16 protein-coding genes are annotated in these 18,748 nt (G+C 45.3%); 4 read left to right on the top strand and 12 right to left on the bottom strand.

Annotated features, from left to right (window positions below; translation table 11 throughout):
• Nucleotides 1-11: 11 nt before the first annotated feature.
• From urtB to B3M51_RS06040, 5 genes are all read right to left on the bottom strand, one after another.
• On the bottom strand, nt 12-935 hold the full coding sequence (gene urtB, locus B3M51_RS06060; protein ID WP_292483260.1) for an urea ABC transporter permease subunit UrtB: 924 nt from the start codon (nt 933-935) through the stop codon (nt 12-14).
• A gap of 115 nt (nt 936-1,050) precedes the next feature.
• Nucleotides 1,051-2,301, bottom strand: a complete 1,251-nt coding sequence (urtA, locus tag B3M51_RS06055) for an urea ABC transporter substrate-binding protein (RefSeq protein ID WP_292483258.1) — start codon at nt 2,299-2,301, stop codon at nt 1,051-1,053.
• Between the two features lie 63 nt (nt 2,302-2,364).
• Nucleotides 2,365-2,721, bottom strand: coding sequence for an FmdB family zinc ribbon protein (locus B3M51_RS06050; RefSeq protein ID WP_292757568.1), 357 nt, complete (start codon nt 2,719-2,721; stop codon nt 2,365-2,367).
• A 16-nt stretch (nt 2,722-2,737) separates the two neighbouring features.
• Nucleotides 2,738-3,961, bottom strand: a complete 1,224-nt coding sequence (gene fmdA / locus B3M51_RS06045; RefSeq protein WP_292483254.1) for a formamidase — start codon at nt 3,959-3,961, stop codon at nt 2,738-2,740.
• 46 nt (nt 3,962-4,007) lie between these two features.
• On the bottom strand, nt 4,008-5,126 hold the full coding sequence (locus B3M51_RS06040; protein ID WP_292483252.1) for a porin: 1,119 nt from the start codon (nt 5,124-5,126) through the stop codon (nt 4,008-4,010).
• A gap of 197 nt (nt 5,127-5,323) precedes the next feature.
• Here B3M51_RS06040 and B3M51_RS06035 point away from each other — a divergent pair, with 197 nt between their 5' ends.
• The 4 genes from B3M51_RS06035 (at nt 5,324) to B3M51_RS06020 (ending at nt 9,400) form a co-directional block, all read left to right on the top strand.
• Entirely contained in the window at nt 5,324-5,818 is a 495-nt protein-coding gene (locus B3M51_RS06035) for a hypothetical protein (protein ID WP_292757566.1), read from the top strand.
• A 164-nt stretch (nt 5,819-5,982) separates the two neighbouring features.
• Nucleotides 5,983-7,446, top strand: a complete 1,464-nt coding sequence (locus B3M51_RS06030; protein WP_292757564.1) for a circularly permuted type 2 ATP-grasp protein — start codon at nt 5,983-5,985, stop codon at nt 7,444-7,446.
• Nucleotides 7,446-8,387 (top strand): alpha-E domain-containing protein, encoded by a 942-nt coding sequence (locus B3M51_RS06025; RefSeq protein ID WP_292483247.1) that lies wholly within the window; start codon nt 7,446-7,448, stop codon nt 8,385-8,387. The genes B3M51_RS06030 and B3M51_RS06025 overlap by 1 nt, the downstream gene beginning before the upstream one ends.
• Complete coding sequence (locus tag B3M51_RS06020) at nt 8,384-9,400, top strand: zinc-binding metallopeptidase family protein (protein WP_292757562.1); 1,017 nt, start codon at nt 8,384-8,386, stop codon at nt 9,398-9,400. Before B3M51_RS06025 ends, B3M51_RS06020 begins: the two co-directional genes overlap by 4 nt.
• An 18-nt stretch (nt 9,401-9,418) precedes the next feature.
• Here the strand turns inward: B3M51_RS06020 and B3M51_RS06015 are convergent, their stop codons facing one another.
• From B3M51_RS06015 to B3M51_RS05985, 7 genes are all read right to left on the bottom strand, one after another.
• The gene (locus B3M51_RS06015; protein ID WP_292483243.1) at nt 9,419-10,144 is read right to left on the bottom strand and encodes a proteasome-type protease; all 726 of its coding nucleotides are present in this window, start codon (nt 10,142-10,144) and stop codon (nt 9,419-9,421) included.
• 90 nt (nt 10,145-10,234) lie between these two features.
• A complete protein-coding gene (locus tag B3M51_RS06010; RefSeq protein ID WP_292757560.1) occupies nt 10,235-10,969 on the bottom strand; it encodes an endonuclease/exonuclease/phosphatase family protein in 735 nt (244 codons plus the stop codon).
• Entirely contained in the window at nt 10,939-13,056 is a 2,118-nt protein-coding gene (locus tag B3M51_RS06005) for a VTT domain-containing protein (protein ID WP_292757558.1), read from the bottom strand. Before B3M51_RS06005 ends, B3M51_RS06010 begins: the two co-directional genes overlap by 31 nt.
• Before the next feature lie 128 nt (nt 13,057-13,184).
• Complete coding sequence (locus B3M51_RS06000; RefSeq protein WP_292483237.1) at nt 13,185-14,495, bottom strand: sodium-dependent transporter; 1,311 nt, start codon at nt 14,493-14,495, stop codon at nt 13,185-13,187.
• Nucleotides 14,496-14,554: 59 nt separating this feature from the next.
• The gene (locus B3M51_RS05995) at nt 14,555-15,043 is read right to left on the bottom strand and encodes a hypothetical protein (RefSeq protein ID WP_292757557.1); all 489 of its coding nucleotides are present in this window, start codon (nt 15,041-15,043) and stop codon (nt 14,555-14,557) included.
• Nucleotides 15,044-15,084: 41 nt separating this feature from the next.
• Entirely contained in the window at nt 15,085-15,945 is an 861-nt protein-coding gene (locus B3M51_RS05990; protein WP_292757556.1) for an HDOD domain-containing protein, read from the bottom strand.
• Between the two features lie 139 nt (nt 15,946-16,084).
• Nucleotides 16,085-18,748: bifunctional diguanylate cyclase/phosphodiesterase (locus B3M51_RS05985; protein ID WP_292757554.1), on the bottom strand; the 2,664-nt coding region annotated here is incomplete at its 5' end.

Raw genomic sequence — 18,748 nt, 5'->3', positions numbered from 1 at the left:
TCTCCTGCTGGTTATTTACGAACTTTGATTGAGAACAAACCTTCAGGACGCATCATCAAAATGATGACCAAAGCCAGCAAGGTAAATACTTTCGCCATCGAGCCGCTGATAAAGAACTCCAGAATGGATTGCGCCTGAGCGATGGTGAATGCTGAGGCAATGGTGCCGAACAGACTGGCTGCACCACCAAAGACCACAACCATAAAGGTATCAACAATATATAAAGAACCTGATGTCGGTCCTGTAGAAGCAATAGTGGTAAATGCTGCACCGGCAATACCGGCAATACCGCAACCCAGCGCGAAGGTCAGGCGATCAACCTGTTTGGTATTAATACCGACGGCGCCACTCATGACCCGGTTCTGTGTAGTCGCCCGCACATTCAACCCCCAGCTCGAGCGATACATCAGCAAAAACACACCGATAGTGACCAAAGTGGTCAGACCTAAAACAAACATGCCATTAATTGGAATAAATATCGTTTCTGTCGGCATCCAGGAACCCATCAACCAATCTGGTAACGTCGGGCTGACTTCGCGTGCTCCAAAAATTGAACGAAACGACTGCTGCATAATCAGACTCAATCCCCAGGTCGCCAATAACGTATCCAAGGGTCGCTTATAAAGATGCCTGATCAGCACAAATTCTGTGAGGTAGCCAAATAGCCCGGCCACTAGGAAGGAAACTACAATTGCAAATAAAAAGTAGTAGTTCATAAACGCTGGAAAATAGCTTTCCGTGACTACGGAGAGAAGGTAAGTTGTATAGGCACCCATCGCCATAAATTCACCATGGGCCATATTGATAACACCCATCTGTCCAAAAATAATTGCCAATCCTAGTGCCATCAGCAGTAATACACTGAACAGACTGATACCGGCAAAGCCCTGCATGGCTAGAATTGAAGTCAATTCCTGTACTGAATACTCACCCATAACGGATACTCCGTAACATTTACTCGTTAATCAAAGGTTGAACAACCTTTCGCTCTTCTGTCACTTGGCAGGCTGGTCAAGGACCAGCCTGCTTTTGCGAACGTTCTATTTCGATCTATTGGTAACCTTCTGGGAATGGGTTTGGCTCAATCAGATCAGAGGTATAAACCACTTCTGCCTGACCGTCTTTGTTCCATTTACCAATACGGGTTTTGCTCCATAAGTGATGATTAGGATGCAGTTTGACGTAACCTTCAGGCGCTGTAGTCAGCTCGATATCACCTTCTTCAGATGCGGCAACAACTTTATCCACATCAAAACTTCCAGCTTTCTCGACTGCTGCTTTCCACAACCATGGGCCAAGGTAAGCGGCCTGAGTCACATCACCGATAACGCTGTCTTCGCCATGCATTTCTTTAAATGCTTCTACAAATGCAACGTTGTTCGGATTGTCCTGGCTTTGGAAATACTTCATAACCGAGTAGAAGCCTTCCAGGTTTTCACCACCGATACCCAAAACTTCATCTTCAGTCACAGACAGGGTCAACAGCGTTTGTTTATCTGCTGTGATACCGGCAGCGTTCAGCTGTTTGAACCAGGCAACGTTACTGCCGCCCACAACTGCGGCGAAGATAACGTCAGGTTTTTTCAGACGGATTTTGTTGATAACTGAACCAAACTGGGTATCACCTAATGGTTTGTACTCTTCACCCACCACTTTACCGCCCAGTACTTTTTCGATATGGATACGAGCGATCTTCATTGAAGTACGTGGCCAGATGTAGTCAGAACCAATCAGATAAAAGGTTTTGGCATCTTTTTCTTCAGCAACCCAGTCCAGACCGGCAAGGATCTGTTGAGTGGCCTCTTGACCGGTGTAGATAACGTTTTTGGATTGTTCCAGTCCTTCATAGAAAGTCGGGTAATACAACAAACCGTTTTCTTTCTCAAAAACTGGCAAAGCGGCTTTACGTGACGCCGATGTCCAGCAACCGAAAACTGCCGCTACATTATCATTCACCAGTAACTTTCTGGATTTCTCAGCAAATGTGGGCCAGTCGCTGGCACCATCTTCCTGAATGATCTCAATCTGGCGGCCGAGGATACCGCCACTTTCATTGATCTGTTTGATGGCAAGCTTTTCGGCTTCCTGGGCACCGGTTTCACTGATCGCCATGGTGCCGGTTAATGAATGCAAGATCCCTACGGTTACAGTGTCATCTGTCACTGCAAGTCCGGTAGTATTGACTTCAGCAGTCGGATAATCCGCTGCCATCGCACTACTGGTAATAAATCCAGCAGCCACCATTGCACTTAACAGTGCTCCGGTTTTACCTAAAAATTTTCGTCGACTGAAGTAACTCATCGTGTATCTCCTGTTAGCAAATTTAGAGTGAACAGCGTTGTTCCGAACGGTTTTTCTTGGAGCTCAATGTCCGAGCATCCAGGGTCTTGCGGTTTTCTTGGTCTGCATCATCAGGCCGTTGGGGTTACTTTTGGCCTGAGCTGCTTTTTTGGCTTTATCAGTGGTATCGGTTTTACACGTGTGGGTTCCTGAACAACCGCAGCTGGAACGTCGCACTTGTTTTGGTTCATGAGCTGACTTTTCATTGCGCTCGTTTGCAACTCGCGTGTTACGGTCCATCAGGGCAAGATAGGGTGCGCTGATAACTCGTACCGCCGTCTCGCCACATTCAACACATTCCACCGATTCGTCGGCTTCACTCATTTTGCGAAGCGCGCTGAAATCGCCACAATGCTCACATCGGTAGTCATATATCGGCATAACGTGATGTCCCGTCTTAAGAAGTCGAACTTAAGTCAAAGCCCTGGGTGACAAATTGTGATGGGCCATCTGCCGTCGGGTTGATGTTGAAATCAAAGATTTCGGTCGGAATCCACAACGTGGCACAGGCATTCGGAATATCCACTACGCCGCTAATATGACCCTGAACCGGGGCGGTACCTAGAATCGATAGTGCTTGCTCACCTGTGTAACCGAATTTCTTCAAATATTCGATGGCATTCAGGCAGGCTTGACGATAAGCAACATGTACATCCAGATAATGCTGTTTACCTTGCTCATCAACTGAAATCCCTTCAAACATCAGGAAGTCACTGTAAGTCGGTGTTAAAGGACTGTTTTTGAACAGTGGGTTTTTAATGCCGTATTTCTTCACACCGTCTTTAATCAGGCTAACCTTGATATCCAGATAACCGGCCATTTCGATAGCACCACAGAAAGTGATTTCGCCATCACCTTGTGAAAAGTGAAGGTCGCCCATGGACAAGCCACCATCTTTCACATAAACCGGGAAGTAGATTTTTGAACCTTTGGTCAAATCCTTGATATCGCAGTTACCGCCATGCTCACGTGGGGGAACGGTACGGGCACCTTCTTTTGCTGCTTTAGATGCTTCATCACCTTTTAAACGCCCCATTACTGCAGCCTGTTCATTTGGTGGCAGTGCTAAAGGTGGAACCCGATCCGGTTCGGTTGCAATCAATTCTGCTTCACGTTTGTTCCATTCGGCCAACATCTCTTTCGATGGCAAACAACCAATCAAACCGGGGTGCATAATGCCTGCGAATTTAACGTTCGGCACATGACGTGAAGTGGTGTAAATACCGCTAAAATCCCAGATGGATTTACGTGCTTCAGGGTAATGATCGGTTAAAAACCCACCGCCATTTTCTTTTGAAAAGAAGGCGTTAAAACCCCATTGTGAATCTTCAAAAGTACCGACATCTAAGATGTCGACCACCATCAAATCACCAGGCTCTGCACCTTCCACCCCAATCGGGCCACTGAGATAATGGACTTGTAACAAGTCCACATCACGAATGTCATTGGCACTGTCGTTGTTACCGATCTGGCCACCAGTCCAATCCATACATTCCACACGGAATTCATCGCCCGGTTTGACCATGGCAATCATCGGAATATCAGGATGCCAGCGATTATGGATTTGACCGTCCTGTTCCCAGGGCTTTTTATCTAAATCAAGTTTTACTAATGTTTTCATCGGTATCTCCTACGTTGAAGAAACGTTTTTCTAGGTAATATTTGGATTAAAATTGCAGCTGCATTGAAACGACGAATTGATCTTGATCAGCTAAGCCATCCCTTTCCAGATCACGATAAACTGCGGTAACAGATGCGTTATAGCCATCAATGAAGTAGTTCACACCAAAATCTGTACGCTCGGTTTCACCAGCATCAGAATCAAAACTTTGGTAGCGAACGAATGGCATAAATTGGCCCCAGCCAACTTTTTGGTTAAAGATGTAACCAGTACTTACGTAATAAGCATCGCCCTGCTCTGATAGGAAGACATCATCAGTGTCATAATCGAAATAGGCGGCTTCCAGCGATACAGCACCTGCTGCCAGTTTCTTCTCAATGAGCAAATCAACTGTCCACTGTGAGTAATCACCTACTTCAGTTGCTGAAGCTGAACCATCGCCTTTATGACGGCCTGCTAAACCAATAGTGAATATATCTTTGGTGCCTAGATAGTTACCTGTGCCGTAGTATCCAGGCTCTTTATCCCAGAAGCTGTATTGCAAGCGCCCGGCATACATGAGGTCATCATCTTGATTGGCATTATTGGTAACGTCTCCAACACCACTGAATTCAAAAATCTTGTCAGCTTCAAAAGCGCCGAAAGAATAAGCCAGGCGTTGGTCAAATGCAGTGGCGACCAGAGCTACACCATCATCACGACCGATAGTGCCGCCATTCCAGCCGTAACGTGCAGTAATATTTGCCCAATAACCATCACCTGATGTGTAGTAAGGGCCTGCCATATTTGCCCGACTGCTTGGTGACAGGAAACGACCTGCCCAAATCGCCATATCTGGGGTAAATTGGAAAATACCGGCCGCATCAATAATCTGGAAAGAATCATTTCCACCTGATTTTTCAGAGTTGAACATCCCTTTGATGTATTTATTTAATGAACCCGAAACATACAAACGTGCACTGTCCAGCTCAAAATCATTAGTATTGCCGCCATCATTTGCGGCATCTTCAAGATTGCTATAGCTGCCACGCAAACCAAAACCAACACTGACATACTGATCTTCACCAAAAGTAATCGTGCCAGCAGCATGAGTAGTCGCCACTGGGGCCAGAGTAGTGGTTGTGGCCAAGGCGACCAGATATGCAACTTTGTTCAGTTTTTTCATTTTTCTTCTCCCGAAAATCTCACCAGAATTAAGCGTTTTGTTGAATTCGCCTCGGTGCTCATCAACCATTCATTTCGAGAGCCATACTAGTCAGCCGGCTCTGGTGCTTAAATACGTCAAATTGCGTACATGGGTTACGCAGGGTTTCAGTTACTCTGAGAACACGCTTTCAAATAACAGGTTGTTAAGGAGGAAAAATGAAACCCCAAAGCATTCAGGTAATCGGTTCGCTGATTTTGTTCAGTAGCGTGTTAGTCATTTCGGGTTGTGGGGGAGAATTCAGTTATAAACGGGGCGCGACTGCGACAGATTTTCAAAGTGAAAAAGATCGCTGTGAGACAGAGTTCCGTTCTGAAAAAGAAATTGATCAATGCTTGCAACAGCAAGGCTGGTTAGTCGTTAGTGCAGATAAGCCCTTGATTCCGCTAAGTCGAGGTGAAAGCAAAACCATTTCGATAGCGGATGATGCCATGGCAGAAATTGACGATAAACCTGCGGATCCTATGGAAAAATTACAGGTTAATTCCTGGTGGCGTGCGGGTGCTGGACCGGAAAAATTAATGAATGACAGTAAAGCCTGTACAGCTGAATTAGGTGAAGAACACTCGCCTGAAGCGAATATGAGCCTGGTTACCCGTGGATTATTAGGCTGTATGCAGAAAAAAGGCTGGGCTGCCTTATTACAGCAGTAATTACCTATGAATAAGCTGGAGTCTGTTGATTTTTATATCCACCACTGCTGGTGGATATAAAAGACAAACAAATCATGTGATGGGATGCATTAGGGCTTGGCCAGGATTTAGGGCATAACTATTGCAGTCCCATTATCATGACTATCTGAAGAAGGGAAATGAGCATGATGCAGCTGTGGCGTGATTATGATCCCGGAGAGTTCTACGATGAGCTGATGTACGACCAACATCAGCCAAGACACTTCAGTTATAAACTGCTGGATTATCTGAAATCCATGCGTAAAGAGGCATTCGCGCAGCGTATAGTTGATTCTGAACTCGAAATTCTTGAGCGGGGGATTACCTTCACGGTGTATAGCGACGCCGGTAATATTGATCGTGCCTGGCCCTTCGATATCATTCCCCGCATCATTCCCAAAGGTGAATGGGACTGCACCGAAAAGGGGCTGGTGCAACGAATTCGTGCCTTAAATATGTTCATCAATGATATTTACAACGATGGCAATATTATTCGAGATGGGTTGATTCCGGAAGATGTTGTTTTGCAATCCAAAGGTTACCGACCTCAATGCAAAGGCATGCAACCGGCGCATGGCATTTGGGCGCATATTTGCGGTTCGGATTTAGTGCGTGATGACAGCGGCACGATGTATGTTTTGGAAGACAATTTGCGTGTGCCATCCGGTGTGGCCTATATGCTGGAAAACCGCAAAACCACCAAACGGGTATTACCGGAATTATTCAAATTACTGCATATCAGCCCGGTAAATGATTATCCATCACATCTTTCAGCAATGCTGGCTTCGCTGGCACCGGACGACGTATCCCATCCAAAAATGGTTTTACTAACGCCGGGAATCTATAACTCAGCTTACTTTGAGCATGCCGCATTAGCTCAGCAAGCGGGGTTGATCTTGTTGGAAGGCGCCGATTTGACCGTTGGCAATGATGGTTATGTCTATATGAAAACCATTCATGGCCTCGAACGAGTTGATGTCATTTATCGACGCATAGATGATGATTTTATTGACCCGCTGGTGTTCCGAGAGGATTCCACACTTGGCATTCCCGGAATTATGCAAGCCTGGCGTGAAGGGAAAGTGGCTATTGCCAATGCGCCCGGCTGCGGTGTTGCTGACGATAAAGTGATCTATGCCTATGTGCCGGCAATGATTCGCTATTACCTTAACGAAGAACCCTTATTGCCCAACGTACCGACCTGGATGTGTCGAGATCCGCACCAACTTCAGCACGTTCTCGACAATTTGCCGGATCTTGTCGTCAAACCTGCTAATGAGTCTGGTGGTTATGGCATGCTGGTCGGGCCGCATTCCAGTGAAGAGAAAATTGAAGAGTTTCGCCAGCTATTAATTGCCGATCCCAATAACTATATTGCTCAACCGACCCTCAAATTGTCGGTATCACCCACCAGCTGCGGCGATCATATTGCGCCTCGTCATGTAGATTTACGGCCATTTATCCTGTCCGGTAAAAATAACTATGTCACGCCCGGAGGCTTAACACGTGTTGCCCTTGTCAAAGGTTCGTTAGTCGTCAACTCTTCACAGGGTGGCGGCAGCAAAGACACCTGGATAGTGGATGACTCACATTTTGGAGGGCTTAACTGATGTTGTCGCGGGTTGCTGAACGGGTTTATTGGTTGGCCAGATATCTGGAGCGGGTCGAAAATACCGCCCGTTTAATCAATGTCCATACCGGGTTGCTGATGGATTTGCCCAGAGACGTCGAAATTGACTGGTTTACCTTAGTCACTATTTTTGATGCTGAAATGTTTTATCACGCCAACTTTGAACAAATTAATGAAAATAATGTGATGCAATTTTTGCTGGCGGAACCCAATAACCCGATATCGTTACTTAATTCATTATCCGCCGTTCGGGAAAATGCCCGAACCTCGTTAGACATCCTTCCGGAAGAAACCTGGGAGCAGGTAAATGAGCTGTATCTATTGGTTAAAAATGAAATGGCCGCGATCAGTAATCGTCGACGCCGTCAGCAATTGCTATTGACCATTATGGAACGCTGTCAGACCGTGTGGGGCATATTGGTTAATCATATGAGCCGCAACCATGCCTATCATTTTATGCAAACGGCCAAGCATCTGGAACGCGCCGATATGACCAGTCGCATCCTTGAAATGACTTCATTACTGATGGCTGAAAACCGCAGTGAATCAATGCGTGCAGCAGAAGGGATTTTATGGACACATTTATTACGCGCATTAAGTGCCCAGCAGATGTACACTCAGACTTACAGTTCATCCGTTAACGCCGATGGCGTATTAACTTTTCTGATTCGAGATGAGGCTTTTCCACGTTCTTTATTCTTTTCGCTTAAAGCAATTGGACGGTATTTATGGCCATTGCCACAGGCAGCATCAACTTTGGAACATCATCAAAAAATTATGTCTGAAATGTTTAATGAAAACCTGAAAGAGCTTCCAGCCGAGATGATTTATACCCGGATGGATGAATTACAGGCAAAACTTGCTGAATTGAGTTCTCAGATAAGTCAAAAATGGTTCCATCCCGATAGATCTGTCGCATGAAACGTTTTTATTGTCATTGCGGGCAAGAAGTTTTTTTTGATAATACCTACTGCAACAGCTGTAACAGCATTTTAGGATTTGATACCGAACAGCAAAGTATCCTCAGTATCGAGCCTTACAAAGGCCAGTTCCGTTCGGTGGAAAATCCGGACAAACGTTATAAACGCTGTGTACATCATCAACATTTGATGCAGTGCAACTGGTTGCTGCAGGCGGATGATAACTTTACGCAATGCTTATCCTGTCGGTTAACCCGTGTCATACCTAATCAGAACTACCCGTATAACGTTAAACGCTGGTCGGTACTGGAAGCGGCTAAAAGGAGAATGCTGTATGGCTTGCTCCGGTTGGGTTTACCAATAGATCAATGGCCATCCACTGATACACAGCAACTGCAGTTTCATTTTCTGGAAGACCAGATAAGTAATCCGATTGACGGTCATGAGCAGGTTTTCAGTGGTCATGCGGCAGGTATCATCACGTTAAATGCTTCAGAAGCTGATAACAGCTATCGTGAAGCAACCCGGGAGGCCATGAATGAGCCTTATCGCACGTTATTAGGTCATTTCCGTCATGAAATCGGGCATTTCTACTGGGAAAAACTGATAAAAAACCAGCCGATTTATGATGCGTTTAAAGCATTATTCGGTGATGACACTATTGATTATCCTCATGCTTTGGCAGCTTATTACGAGGCTGGACCTCCTGAAGATTTTCAGCAGGAGTTTATTTCAGCCTACGCCAGTGCTCATGCATTGGAAGACTGGGCTGAAACCTGGGCACATTATCTGTTGATGCATGAAACACTGGAAACAGCGGTGGAATTTGAGGTTATTCGTCCCCCCGAAACGGATCGGGAATTTCATGTCTGGTTATCAGAATGGATGCAGCTGGTGTTGGTGTTGAACGCGTTGAACAGAAGTATCGGCAATGCTGATGCCTATCCATTTGTGGTGTCTACCGCAGTGCAGAAAAAGCTGCAATTTATCCATGATCTAATGCATGAAATTTAACCTTTAACGACTGATTTTTTACTGCTCACTGAACCTGGGCATCTCGGTAAAGGCCTGACGAAGCTTATCACCCCACGCCTTCCTCAATTCAATAAGGTATGGATGTTCTACTCCAAACCGGTAGTGATTGCTAACATTGTAACTGTCTTTTTTGTACATCAGCACTTCAATGGGTGGGCCGACACTGACATTACTCTGCATGGTCGAATCCATTGAGATCAGTGAACAGGTGGCTGCATCCAGTAAAGAAGTATCCGGACGGATAAAACGATCCAATACCGGCTTGCCATATTTGCTCTCGCCAATCTGCAGATAAGGCGTTTCTTTGGAACTGGTAATGTGATTACCCTGCGGATAAATCATAAATGCCTGCGGAGGCCCCCCCTGAATCTGACCCGCCAGCAATAACGTGGCTTCCGGGGCAAAGCCAGATGCTTCATTTTCAGAATAACGGCGGATTCGACTACTGAGGATTTCACCAATGTAATCGGCGGTATCGGAAAGATAACTTAAGGTATTTAAATTACGCGCCTGAGTTTCGCGAATATCGCGATGAATCTGTTCAACCACAAATTGCGTAGTAGCCAGATTACCTGCACTCATTAATACCAGACATCGATCAGCATGGGTCTCAAACCGGGTCATCTTACTGTAGGTACTCACCTGATCGATTCCGGCATTGGTTCGGGAATCGGATGTCAGCACTAATCCTGCATCTAAGGTAATGGCTACACAATAGGTCATACATGCCTCTGAAGTTATCTTAACAAAGATAGTCGACATTTAGCTGCAGAGCAATGCCTAAGACGGGTTATTTAATGTGCCTGATAGCGATCAGAAAACAATCTCGGCAACCAGCGGCAAATGATCTGATGCCTGTCTTGCTAAAACAGATTTATGAACTGAGAGTTTAATTTTGCTGCGTTGCGGAGCAATCCAGATTCTATCCAGAGCGAAAATTGGCCAGCGTGCCGGAAAAGTGGCTAAGTGTGGTGGGGCGCTAAAGTGTCTATGTAACCAACGTAATGGACGCCCCCATAACAACCATTCATTTACATCACCCAGTAAACAGCTGATATCGGCTTCCTGTTGTGATTTAACATCCAGTAACTGCTTCACCTGCCAACGTCGCTCTGCCGACTTCAACCCTAAATGGGTTGCAATCACCTGTAGTTCATAGCCGGCGACATCAAAAGTAGCTTCGATAGCTCCTCGCGGCTCGAAACCAGCAACACTTAAATCAATATGTTTGAATGACTTTAATGGTAATTTTGTTAGCAGGGCATTACCGTAATGACGGGTTTCCCGAAACAATGTCGGACCGGCAATAGCTTCATGCCCCGTCTGATAGGCCAGATACTCCAGTAAGTCCAGCTCATCAATCGAATGGTGTTCTACTTCCTGTAAAGCAATAATATCGGCATCGATTTCTTTTAAAACGGCAGCGATACGGGCAGGATCAAATTGTCCATCCGCCCCTATGCAGGCATGAATATTATAAGTAGCGATCTTGAGGGTAATTGGTTGTTTTATTTGGGTCACGTGTCTGTCGAAATTCTGTTCAGCCATCTTTTGACACCGTACATCAAGCTACCAATCCCTAAAACCACCAATACAAAAATAGTAATTTCTAATGGTTCAGGCTGTTGAACGACTCTTAACAGCGAATTCGCAAAAACGGTTATTGCTAAAATCCCCGGCAACATCCCTAGCAGCGTTCCCCAGATAAAGTCTCTTAATTTGATATGGGAAGCACCTGCGACCAGATTTATCAACACAAAGGGCGCGACGGGAATAATCCGAACCGTAATAACAGCCATCACACCATGATTGGCCAAGCGTTTGGACAGTCGGTTTAATTTTGATCCGGCCATTTGCGACACACTTCTCCGACCCAGCCACTCGCCAACGATATATCCCAAAATCGCACTTAGCATTGACCCCAGAATAGCGTAGATACTTCCCGGCCAGGCACCAAAACTTATCGCAACGGCGACGACCAGTAAGGTCAGCGGCACTGCGAATAGGCCTGCAATAGCAAAACCGGTGATAACAATAAGGGGGGTAAAAGGATAGTCGTTGAGGGTCTCGATCAATTGTTGAAGATTTTCAGCCGTTAACCAGTCATTTAGTGGTGTCCATTTCCATAAAGCCGTCATTGCAATGACGGCCAATAATACTAATGCGGCGATAATGATCTGTTTTTTAGGTGATTTTGGCTCGTCAATTGGTACCAGCTTCCGGCTCATTTCAACCGAGTCTACCGGGCGTTCAGGATCGATATAATCAGCTGTGGGGGTTAATTCATCGATGCTTTCGTCAATTTCACAATCCAACCTTCTCAAGGTTCGTGGAAACTGTTCACGAGAATTAATTAACGAGATCAGCGAATCATGCTCTGCTAGCATTTCCTCAAGTTCATTCGCTGAAACATCAAGATGCTCACTCAGCAATCGCTGGCGAAAAGCTTTTATCGCATCAGACTGTTCTGCATTTTCTGCTTCAATCGCCAAATCACATTCACTATCAAGCCCCATGGAGCGATTACTTAAATTTGCTGAGCCCACTCGCAAAAACACATCATCAACAATCATCATCTTGCTGTGCAGGCTGATGTAAGTATCGCCTAATGCCTCGTAATGCGGGTAACAGATCCGCAAACGGTCATATTTATCGGCATCACACAGCTTTCGGCTTACTCTTGAACGCAACACGTCCATTGTGTGTTGTTCAAGCCAGCCACCGGTCATTCTGGGACAGATAATAACGACCTCCGGACCATCTTGCTCCGTAAGTCGCTGGGCTAAAACCTCCGCCAATTTCCAGGAGGTAAAATACTGATTTTCTATGTAGATAAGTTTTTGGGCCGCCGCAATGGCATCCAGGTAAAGTATTTCAACTTCGGTAATCTCCCTGTTCCCCTTAAATTCCGGCTGGGTTCGGGCAATAGCAATATTGACCTGTCGAAAATCAACGTTGATATCGTCAGGCCAAATATCATCCTGGTTTGGGGAGGGGGGATCGAGATGCTGACCCGTTGCTTTTTGCCAACGTTGCCGCGCCAATTCTGCCAGGCTCTTTGCCGCTTCTCCATCAACCATCATCTGCATATCATGAAAAGGGGGATAGAGCTCATTATCCGGATCAATACGACGCTGATCGTCCGGTGCATGTTCACTGCTGTCCCAGCGATGTTTACCCGGATCAATACCTCCACAGAAAGCGATTTTATCATCGATAACAACCACTTTCTGGTGCTGAGAACTACCAAATGGGCACTCACCATCAAGCTGATAATGTAATCGGGGCTGCTTTTTCCAACCGGGGCGAAACAGGGGTAGCCATTCCCGCTCCAGCGTATAGAGCATTGCCCAGTCCCAGTTGAGGATATAAATATTTAGCTCCGGCTTCTGCTTGAGAACGGCATTAATCAACTCTCCTAATTCCGCAGGCAAATCCGTATGGGTTTCCCCTCGCACCAGTCTCAGTCGGCTATCAATATCCCAGGCAAGAATATAAACGGCAGATTGTGCTTGTGAAATTGCAGTATGCAGGGTACGAAAGTAGTTTTCTCCATCCACCAACAAGGAGGCTCTGTCAGCCTGAACATAACGCCAACAGTTTTCTTCCGGACGGATAATTTTTTTATCATGCATATTCAGAATGAGCTCCCTGCAATGATTAATTACCCGTCAAGCCTAGCACAGCAATGCTTGAAACAAATTTACTCAGGTTAACCCAAAAGTGGTTATCACATCTGATTCATCAATAATCTGTTCAAAGATCAACTGAAATACTTCATGAGAATAGTGATTAACATGAATATCGGCAGGAAACGGCCAACCAGATATATTCGCCATTCCCACCAATGTGAATACGTCCCCAAAACCGAATGAATTTTGGCCGGAGGTATGAACCAGCAAAACAATGCAGCGCCGATGATGCCAGACAGGATAATAATATTGCCCCCGGCAATCCTATCGACCATGTCGAGCACCGGTTCACCCGCTATCTGTAAATTCATTGGGGTAAAACTCAGAGCGGAGGCCGAGCCAAAAATCAACATAACCAACGCCACCAGCATAACCGCTTTAAAATTAGTGATGCCGAACTCCTCGGCAAAAGCTGATACGACGACCTTTAATCCTGCCAGCGTGGAGGTGAAGGCAGCGGCAAAAAACAAGACAAAAAAAACAATGCCAATGAACCATCCCGCTGACATTTCTGCAAACACTTTAGGCATTGTTGCAAAAGCCAATTGGGTACCTTCTTCTGGAGACAAGCCCTGACTGAACACAAATGGAAAGATCATCCATGCGGCAAGCAAGGCAATTGAGGTCTGAAATACCGCGACGATAATGCACGCTCTGGGAAGGTTGGTTTTTCGCGGAATGTAACTTCCGTAGGTGATTAGATAGCCTTGGCCAATTGCCAGCGTATAAAAAGCCTGGCCGAAGGCAAAAACCCATAATTCGCCGCTGGTCATTTTAGACCAGTCAAACTTGAAGAAAAAATTAATGGTCTGTTCCCAGCCAGAGGTTTTACTGGCCATCACTACCAAAAAGATCATTACCGTCAAAAGCAACGGCATCAGAAGTTTTGATAATCGCTCAATTGATTTCAAACCGTTAATCAGGACGATAGAGGCCAACCCGATAATGACCAGAAAATACCAGAAGCTGTTATACCCCTCGGTAAACTGATCAAATACTCTTAACTCACCCCGGCTGGCATCAATGGCATAGCCCAGGGTCCAACCGGTAATAACTAAATAATAACTGGTAATCGCAATAGTAATGGTCACAACCAACCAGCCGTAATAGCTTCCCAGACGATTGACTTGTCTGAATGTGGCAACGGTATTCCCATGGGTAAGACGTCCGGCTGCTACTTCAAGCATCATAATGGGTAACACAACGATAAATAAGGCCAGTAAATAAGCGATGACAAAGACGCCACCACCATTTTCGCCCACAATATAAGGAAACCGCCACAGATTACCTAGCCCAACAGCTGCTGCTGCCATCGATGCTATAAAGGCCGGTTCAGAGCTCCATTGTTTTCTCGATTGAATGATAAAACTTTGGTCTGGCATAAAAATCTTCCGTTTCAAACATCAGAGTTAAACGGTTTAAAGTTAGTTGAAAAAAAGAATTACTGGGGAATAACGCGATAGTAACCACTTTTCCCACGTATCAATAAGGCCGGAGTTCTAGCGGGTAACATTTCTTCAGCACTTTCGACCGCCTGAACAATTGCTATTTTGTTGCCCGCGGGTTTATCCAGAATGTATTCAACCCCCAGCTCAGACTTAATCTTTTCATCAAAGAACTGTCCAGCCAATGCTCCGCCCACCAGCGCCACAATCGTAATGGCAACTCCTGCAGGATTATCCGCCTGGGTAATTCCGTAAGCTGAAGCTCCGGCAACTGTTGCACCAACTGCAGCGCCCCAACCTGGACGTTTATCTCCGAGCCCTTCAATTCTGACCATCCGTGATGAGATGATCCAGACATCTTCAACCGCCATAATCTCGCCAATTTCATCTCGGTAGTAATTACTCTGAGTACGTGATGCACAGGCAGTGATAACCGGTAATACCATCAATGTAATCAAGAGCCATCTGGTTAAATCTCGAGACATATTTCATCCTGATTATTTTTCAAACGAATTTATATAGGCTGTTACCCATAAAGGACACAATAGGCATCAATCAGATCCGCTTCTAATTCCTGATAATCCAGGTCACTCATTTGGAAAAAGCCAAGTGCCGCCTCTTTTCCCAAAAGCCATTCACAGTCATCATGATTGTACTTATGTTTACTAAGAGCATTACTGGCAATCTTACTCAATGCATATAATGCCTTTTGTGCATAAGTCACGTCTTTATCATGGGTAAAGTTTTGCTCATGGTGGCGCAAAATCAGCTCAGGAAGAAATTTAGGTAGTTGCCATGTGTTGGCAATGAAATATCCGACAATGGCATGGTTGGTGGGAAAGTAGCTTTCCTCAATATCGGTAAATTTGCGTTGTGGGGAGCTGTTAGCCTCCATTAACACCGTTTTGTAGTTGTCATACTTGATAGCCATTAGCGGGATGCCACAATCCCTGAATAAACCAAACGAGTAGGCATCTTCACGGCTGCAATGCTCAGTTTTATTGAAGTAGGAATGCGTAATAGCCATCATATTGGCTGTTTGCATACTGGTGTCCCAGAATTTCTCCAGAGAAATGGAAGCTTTTGCGGTTAAAACCTTTCGTAATTGAAAGAAACTGACCAGCCGCAAAATTGAATCAATACCCAACATATTGACTGCGGTTTTGATATTACTGATATGACGCTTTTGACCATAGGCGGCGGAATTGACGATCTTTATAACACTCCCAGCCAACGCAACGTCTTTTACAATCACTTCCGCAATGCCACTCATGGAAGGGTACTTTTTGCATTGCTCCAACTCCAGTTCAAGCAAAATTTCCGGTTTTGCCGGAATATTAAAATCAATGCCTTGCAAACCATCCTGATTTATCTCTTTAGCTTCCACTTTTATCCCTTAAGGTCAATGTCATTTAAATAAGCATCAAATTTAAATTATAAATTCATTATAAAATAAAAACCCTACATAAAGTGTGGATTGTGAACGCAATGTGAAAATAAAATGTGTGCTGTATCTCTTTAACACGTTATTTTTGGTGAAACGCTTTCCATTCCTCCTGCAATTGATACTCATGACACCAGTTCAAAATATGTTCAGCCGGCATAGGACGGGCAATCTGATAACCCTGCGCAAGATCACAGCCCATCGATAACAGCATCAAACCATGTTCGACGGTCTCGACCCCCTCAGCAATCACTTGCCGATTAAATGCCTTGGCCAGACTAATGACACCATCAACAATATTGTAATCACTGTCATCTTCCAGCATATCCCGTACAAAACTCTGGTCAATTTTCACCGAGTTAGCCGCCAAATGTCGCAGATGGGTTAGCGAGGAATAGCCGGTACCAAAATCATCAAGTGCAATCAAAACACCTACTCGATGACGACAATCATCAATAATGCGACTGAGTGTGGGCACATCACCCAATGCACTGCTCTCGAGGATTTCCAGTTGCAACGATGCCGGCCGAATATCGTGATAACGATTTAAAATCTGTTGTAAAGATTGAATAAAGTTATTGGCATGTAGATGATTTGCTGCAATATTGACACTTACCACAATATCCAAACCGGCCTGCTGCCAGTACTGAAGTTGTTGCAGAGCGGAATTGATAACCCACAGGCCCAGCTCAAACTCCAGCTCAGAGCCTTCCATATCTGATAAAAAGTCGCCAGGGAACAACAATCCACGCTCCGGGTGCTGCCAGCGAATCAAAGCCTCTACTGCAATTATTTCGCCGGTTCGCATATTTATTTCCGGTTGATAATGCAAGACAAATTCATCGTTTAACAACGCCTCACGTAACCGCTGTACTACATGATGCTTTTGGATAACCTGCTGGTTTAGTTCAGGATTGAACATTCTGGAAGTATTGCGCCCAGTGATCTTGGCTTGATACATTGCCTGATCAGCATGACGCAGCAAGGTATCCAAATCCACATTGTCCATTGGATACAGGGCGATACCACTGGAGGCACTGATCGTAATGCTTCGGTTATCTATCCAATAAGGCTCTGCAAGGGTCTGATGCAATCTGATGAGCAGCTGCTCACACTGCTCATAGGAATTGATATCACGAAATAAAATAGCAAACTCGTCACCACCGAAGCGGGAAATAGTATCTTCCTCCCTGACGCTGGCACGTAGCCGGTCAGCCACTTCAATCAGCAATAAATCACCCACATTGTGGCCATAGGTATCATTGACCGGTTTGAAATCATCCAAATCCAGAAAACAAATCCCTAACCAGGTACCTAAACGCTGACTGTGAGACACAGCCTGACTGAATCTGTCAGCAAATAACACCCGGTTTGGCAAGTGAGTCAGCACATCGTAATGTGCCATCAGTTCGAGCTTTTCCTGCTGCGTTTTTGATTGGGTAATATCGGAAAACAAGCCTGCGTAATATTGCTTGAGGCCTTGGGGATTAGTCATCGCCGTGATGGTCAGTTGCAATGCATACAAATGTCCATCTTTATGCCGATTCCATATTTCACCTTGCCAATGTCCGTGATTTTCCAGCTTCCGCCACATTTCCTCAAAGAAAACATCATCATGTTTGCCTGATTTCATTATGGCCGGTGTATTTTGCAACGCATCCTGAGCGGTGAAGCCGGTAATTTCAGTAAAAGCCGGGTTAACTTCCAAAATACGTCCCTGGGTATCGGTTACCACTATTCCCTCATGTGCCTGACTGAAAATCTGCTCAGAAAAGTGAATTTTCTGTTCTGCCAGTTTACGGCTGGTTAAGTCATAAACCACCAGTAACAGCTCTCTGTTCACAGCATCATCCAGCGGTGAGACTGAAAGCAATACATCGCGCGGTGTGCCATCTTTACAGTGAACTTTGATCTCAACAGAGTGCTCAGGTAACTCCTCGGCATCAATGGTCGAATCACACCAGGCATTTATTTTTCTCAAATATTCCTGATTGATATCGGTTTTATTCCACCAAATAGCAAGAGTAGGCAGATCGGCAGTGCTATAGCCATAGAGTTCGGTAAAAGCGGGGTTAATAAAACTTACTTTCCGATCCATTGCCACCATAATGTAGGGGATGGGAGATGAGTCTATTACCTGACGAAACTTCAGATTGGCCAGAGAAGCTGTAAACATGAAGCGAACAAAAGCAGTCAACAAGGCAAAAATGGCCAATGCAACACCAAACACCAGAATTCTGGATTGCCATACATCATTATTAATGGTTTTCCAGCCACCTTCAGGTTGTCCTGTCAGCAGCCAATAGCCGTCCGGTAAGGTCAGCGGCATGGTTAAGACCGGTTCTTTAAAAAGGGAAGCGTCACCAAAAAATACTTCGCCAGCGGTACCAAGACCATCCTTCCCCCGAATGGCTATATCAATTGGTAACGTCTTATCCTTAAGGCCTGAGGCCTCAAAAAACGCCTCAACATCAATAACGGCTGAAATAATGCCCCAAAAATATTCATCTCCTTTCTCATCGTTAAGATAGACAGGAATACGAGCAATCAATCCGATCCCACCCTGTTTAAGCTCAAGAGGACCAGCCAGTACCAGTTTTCGATTTAGTCTCGCACGTTCAGCCGCATCTTTTTGTGTGGGCTCCCGAAGGTAATTCAGACCAATAGCCTGTTCATTTCCTGCTATCGGGTACATATAACGAATAACCATTTCGGGGGCAGCAGCAATATTTCGCAGTTGCGTGTG

Origin of the sequence: Methylophaga sp. UBA2689 (assembly GCA_002354555.1) — a bacterium.
GTDB lineage: Bacteria > Pseudomonadota > Gammaproteobacteria > Nitrosococcales > Methylophagaceae > Methylophaga.
This window is presented reverse-complemented; position numbering and strand designations above follow the sequence as displayed.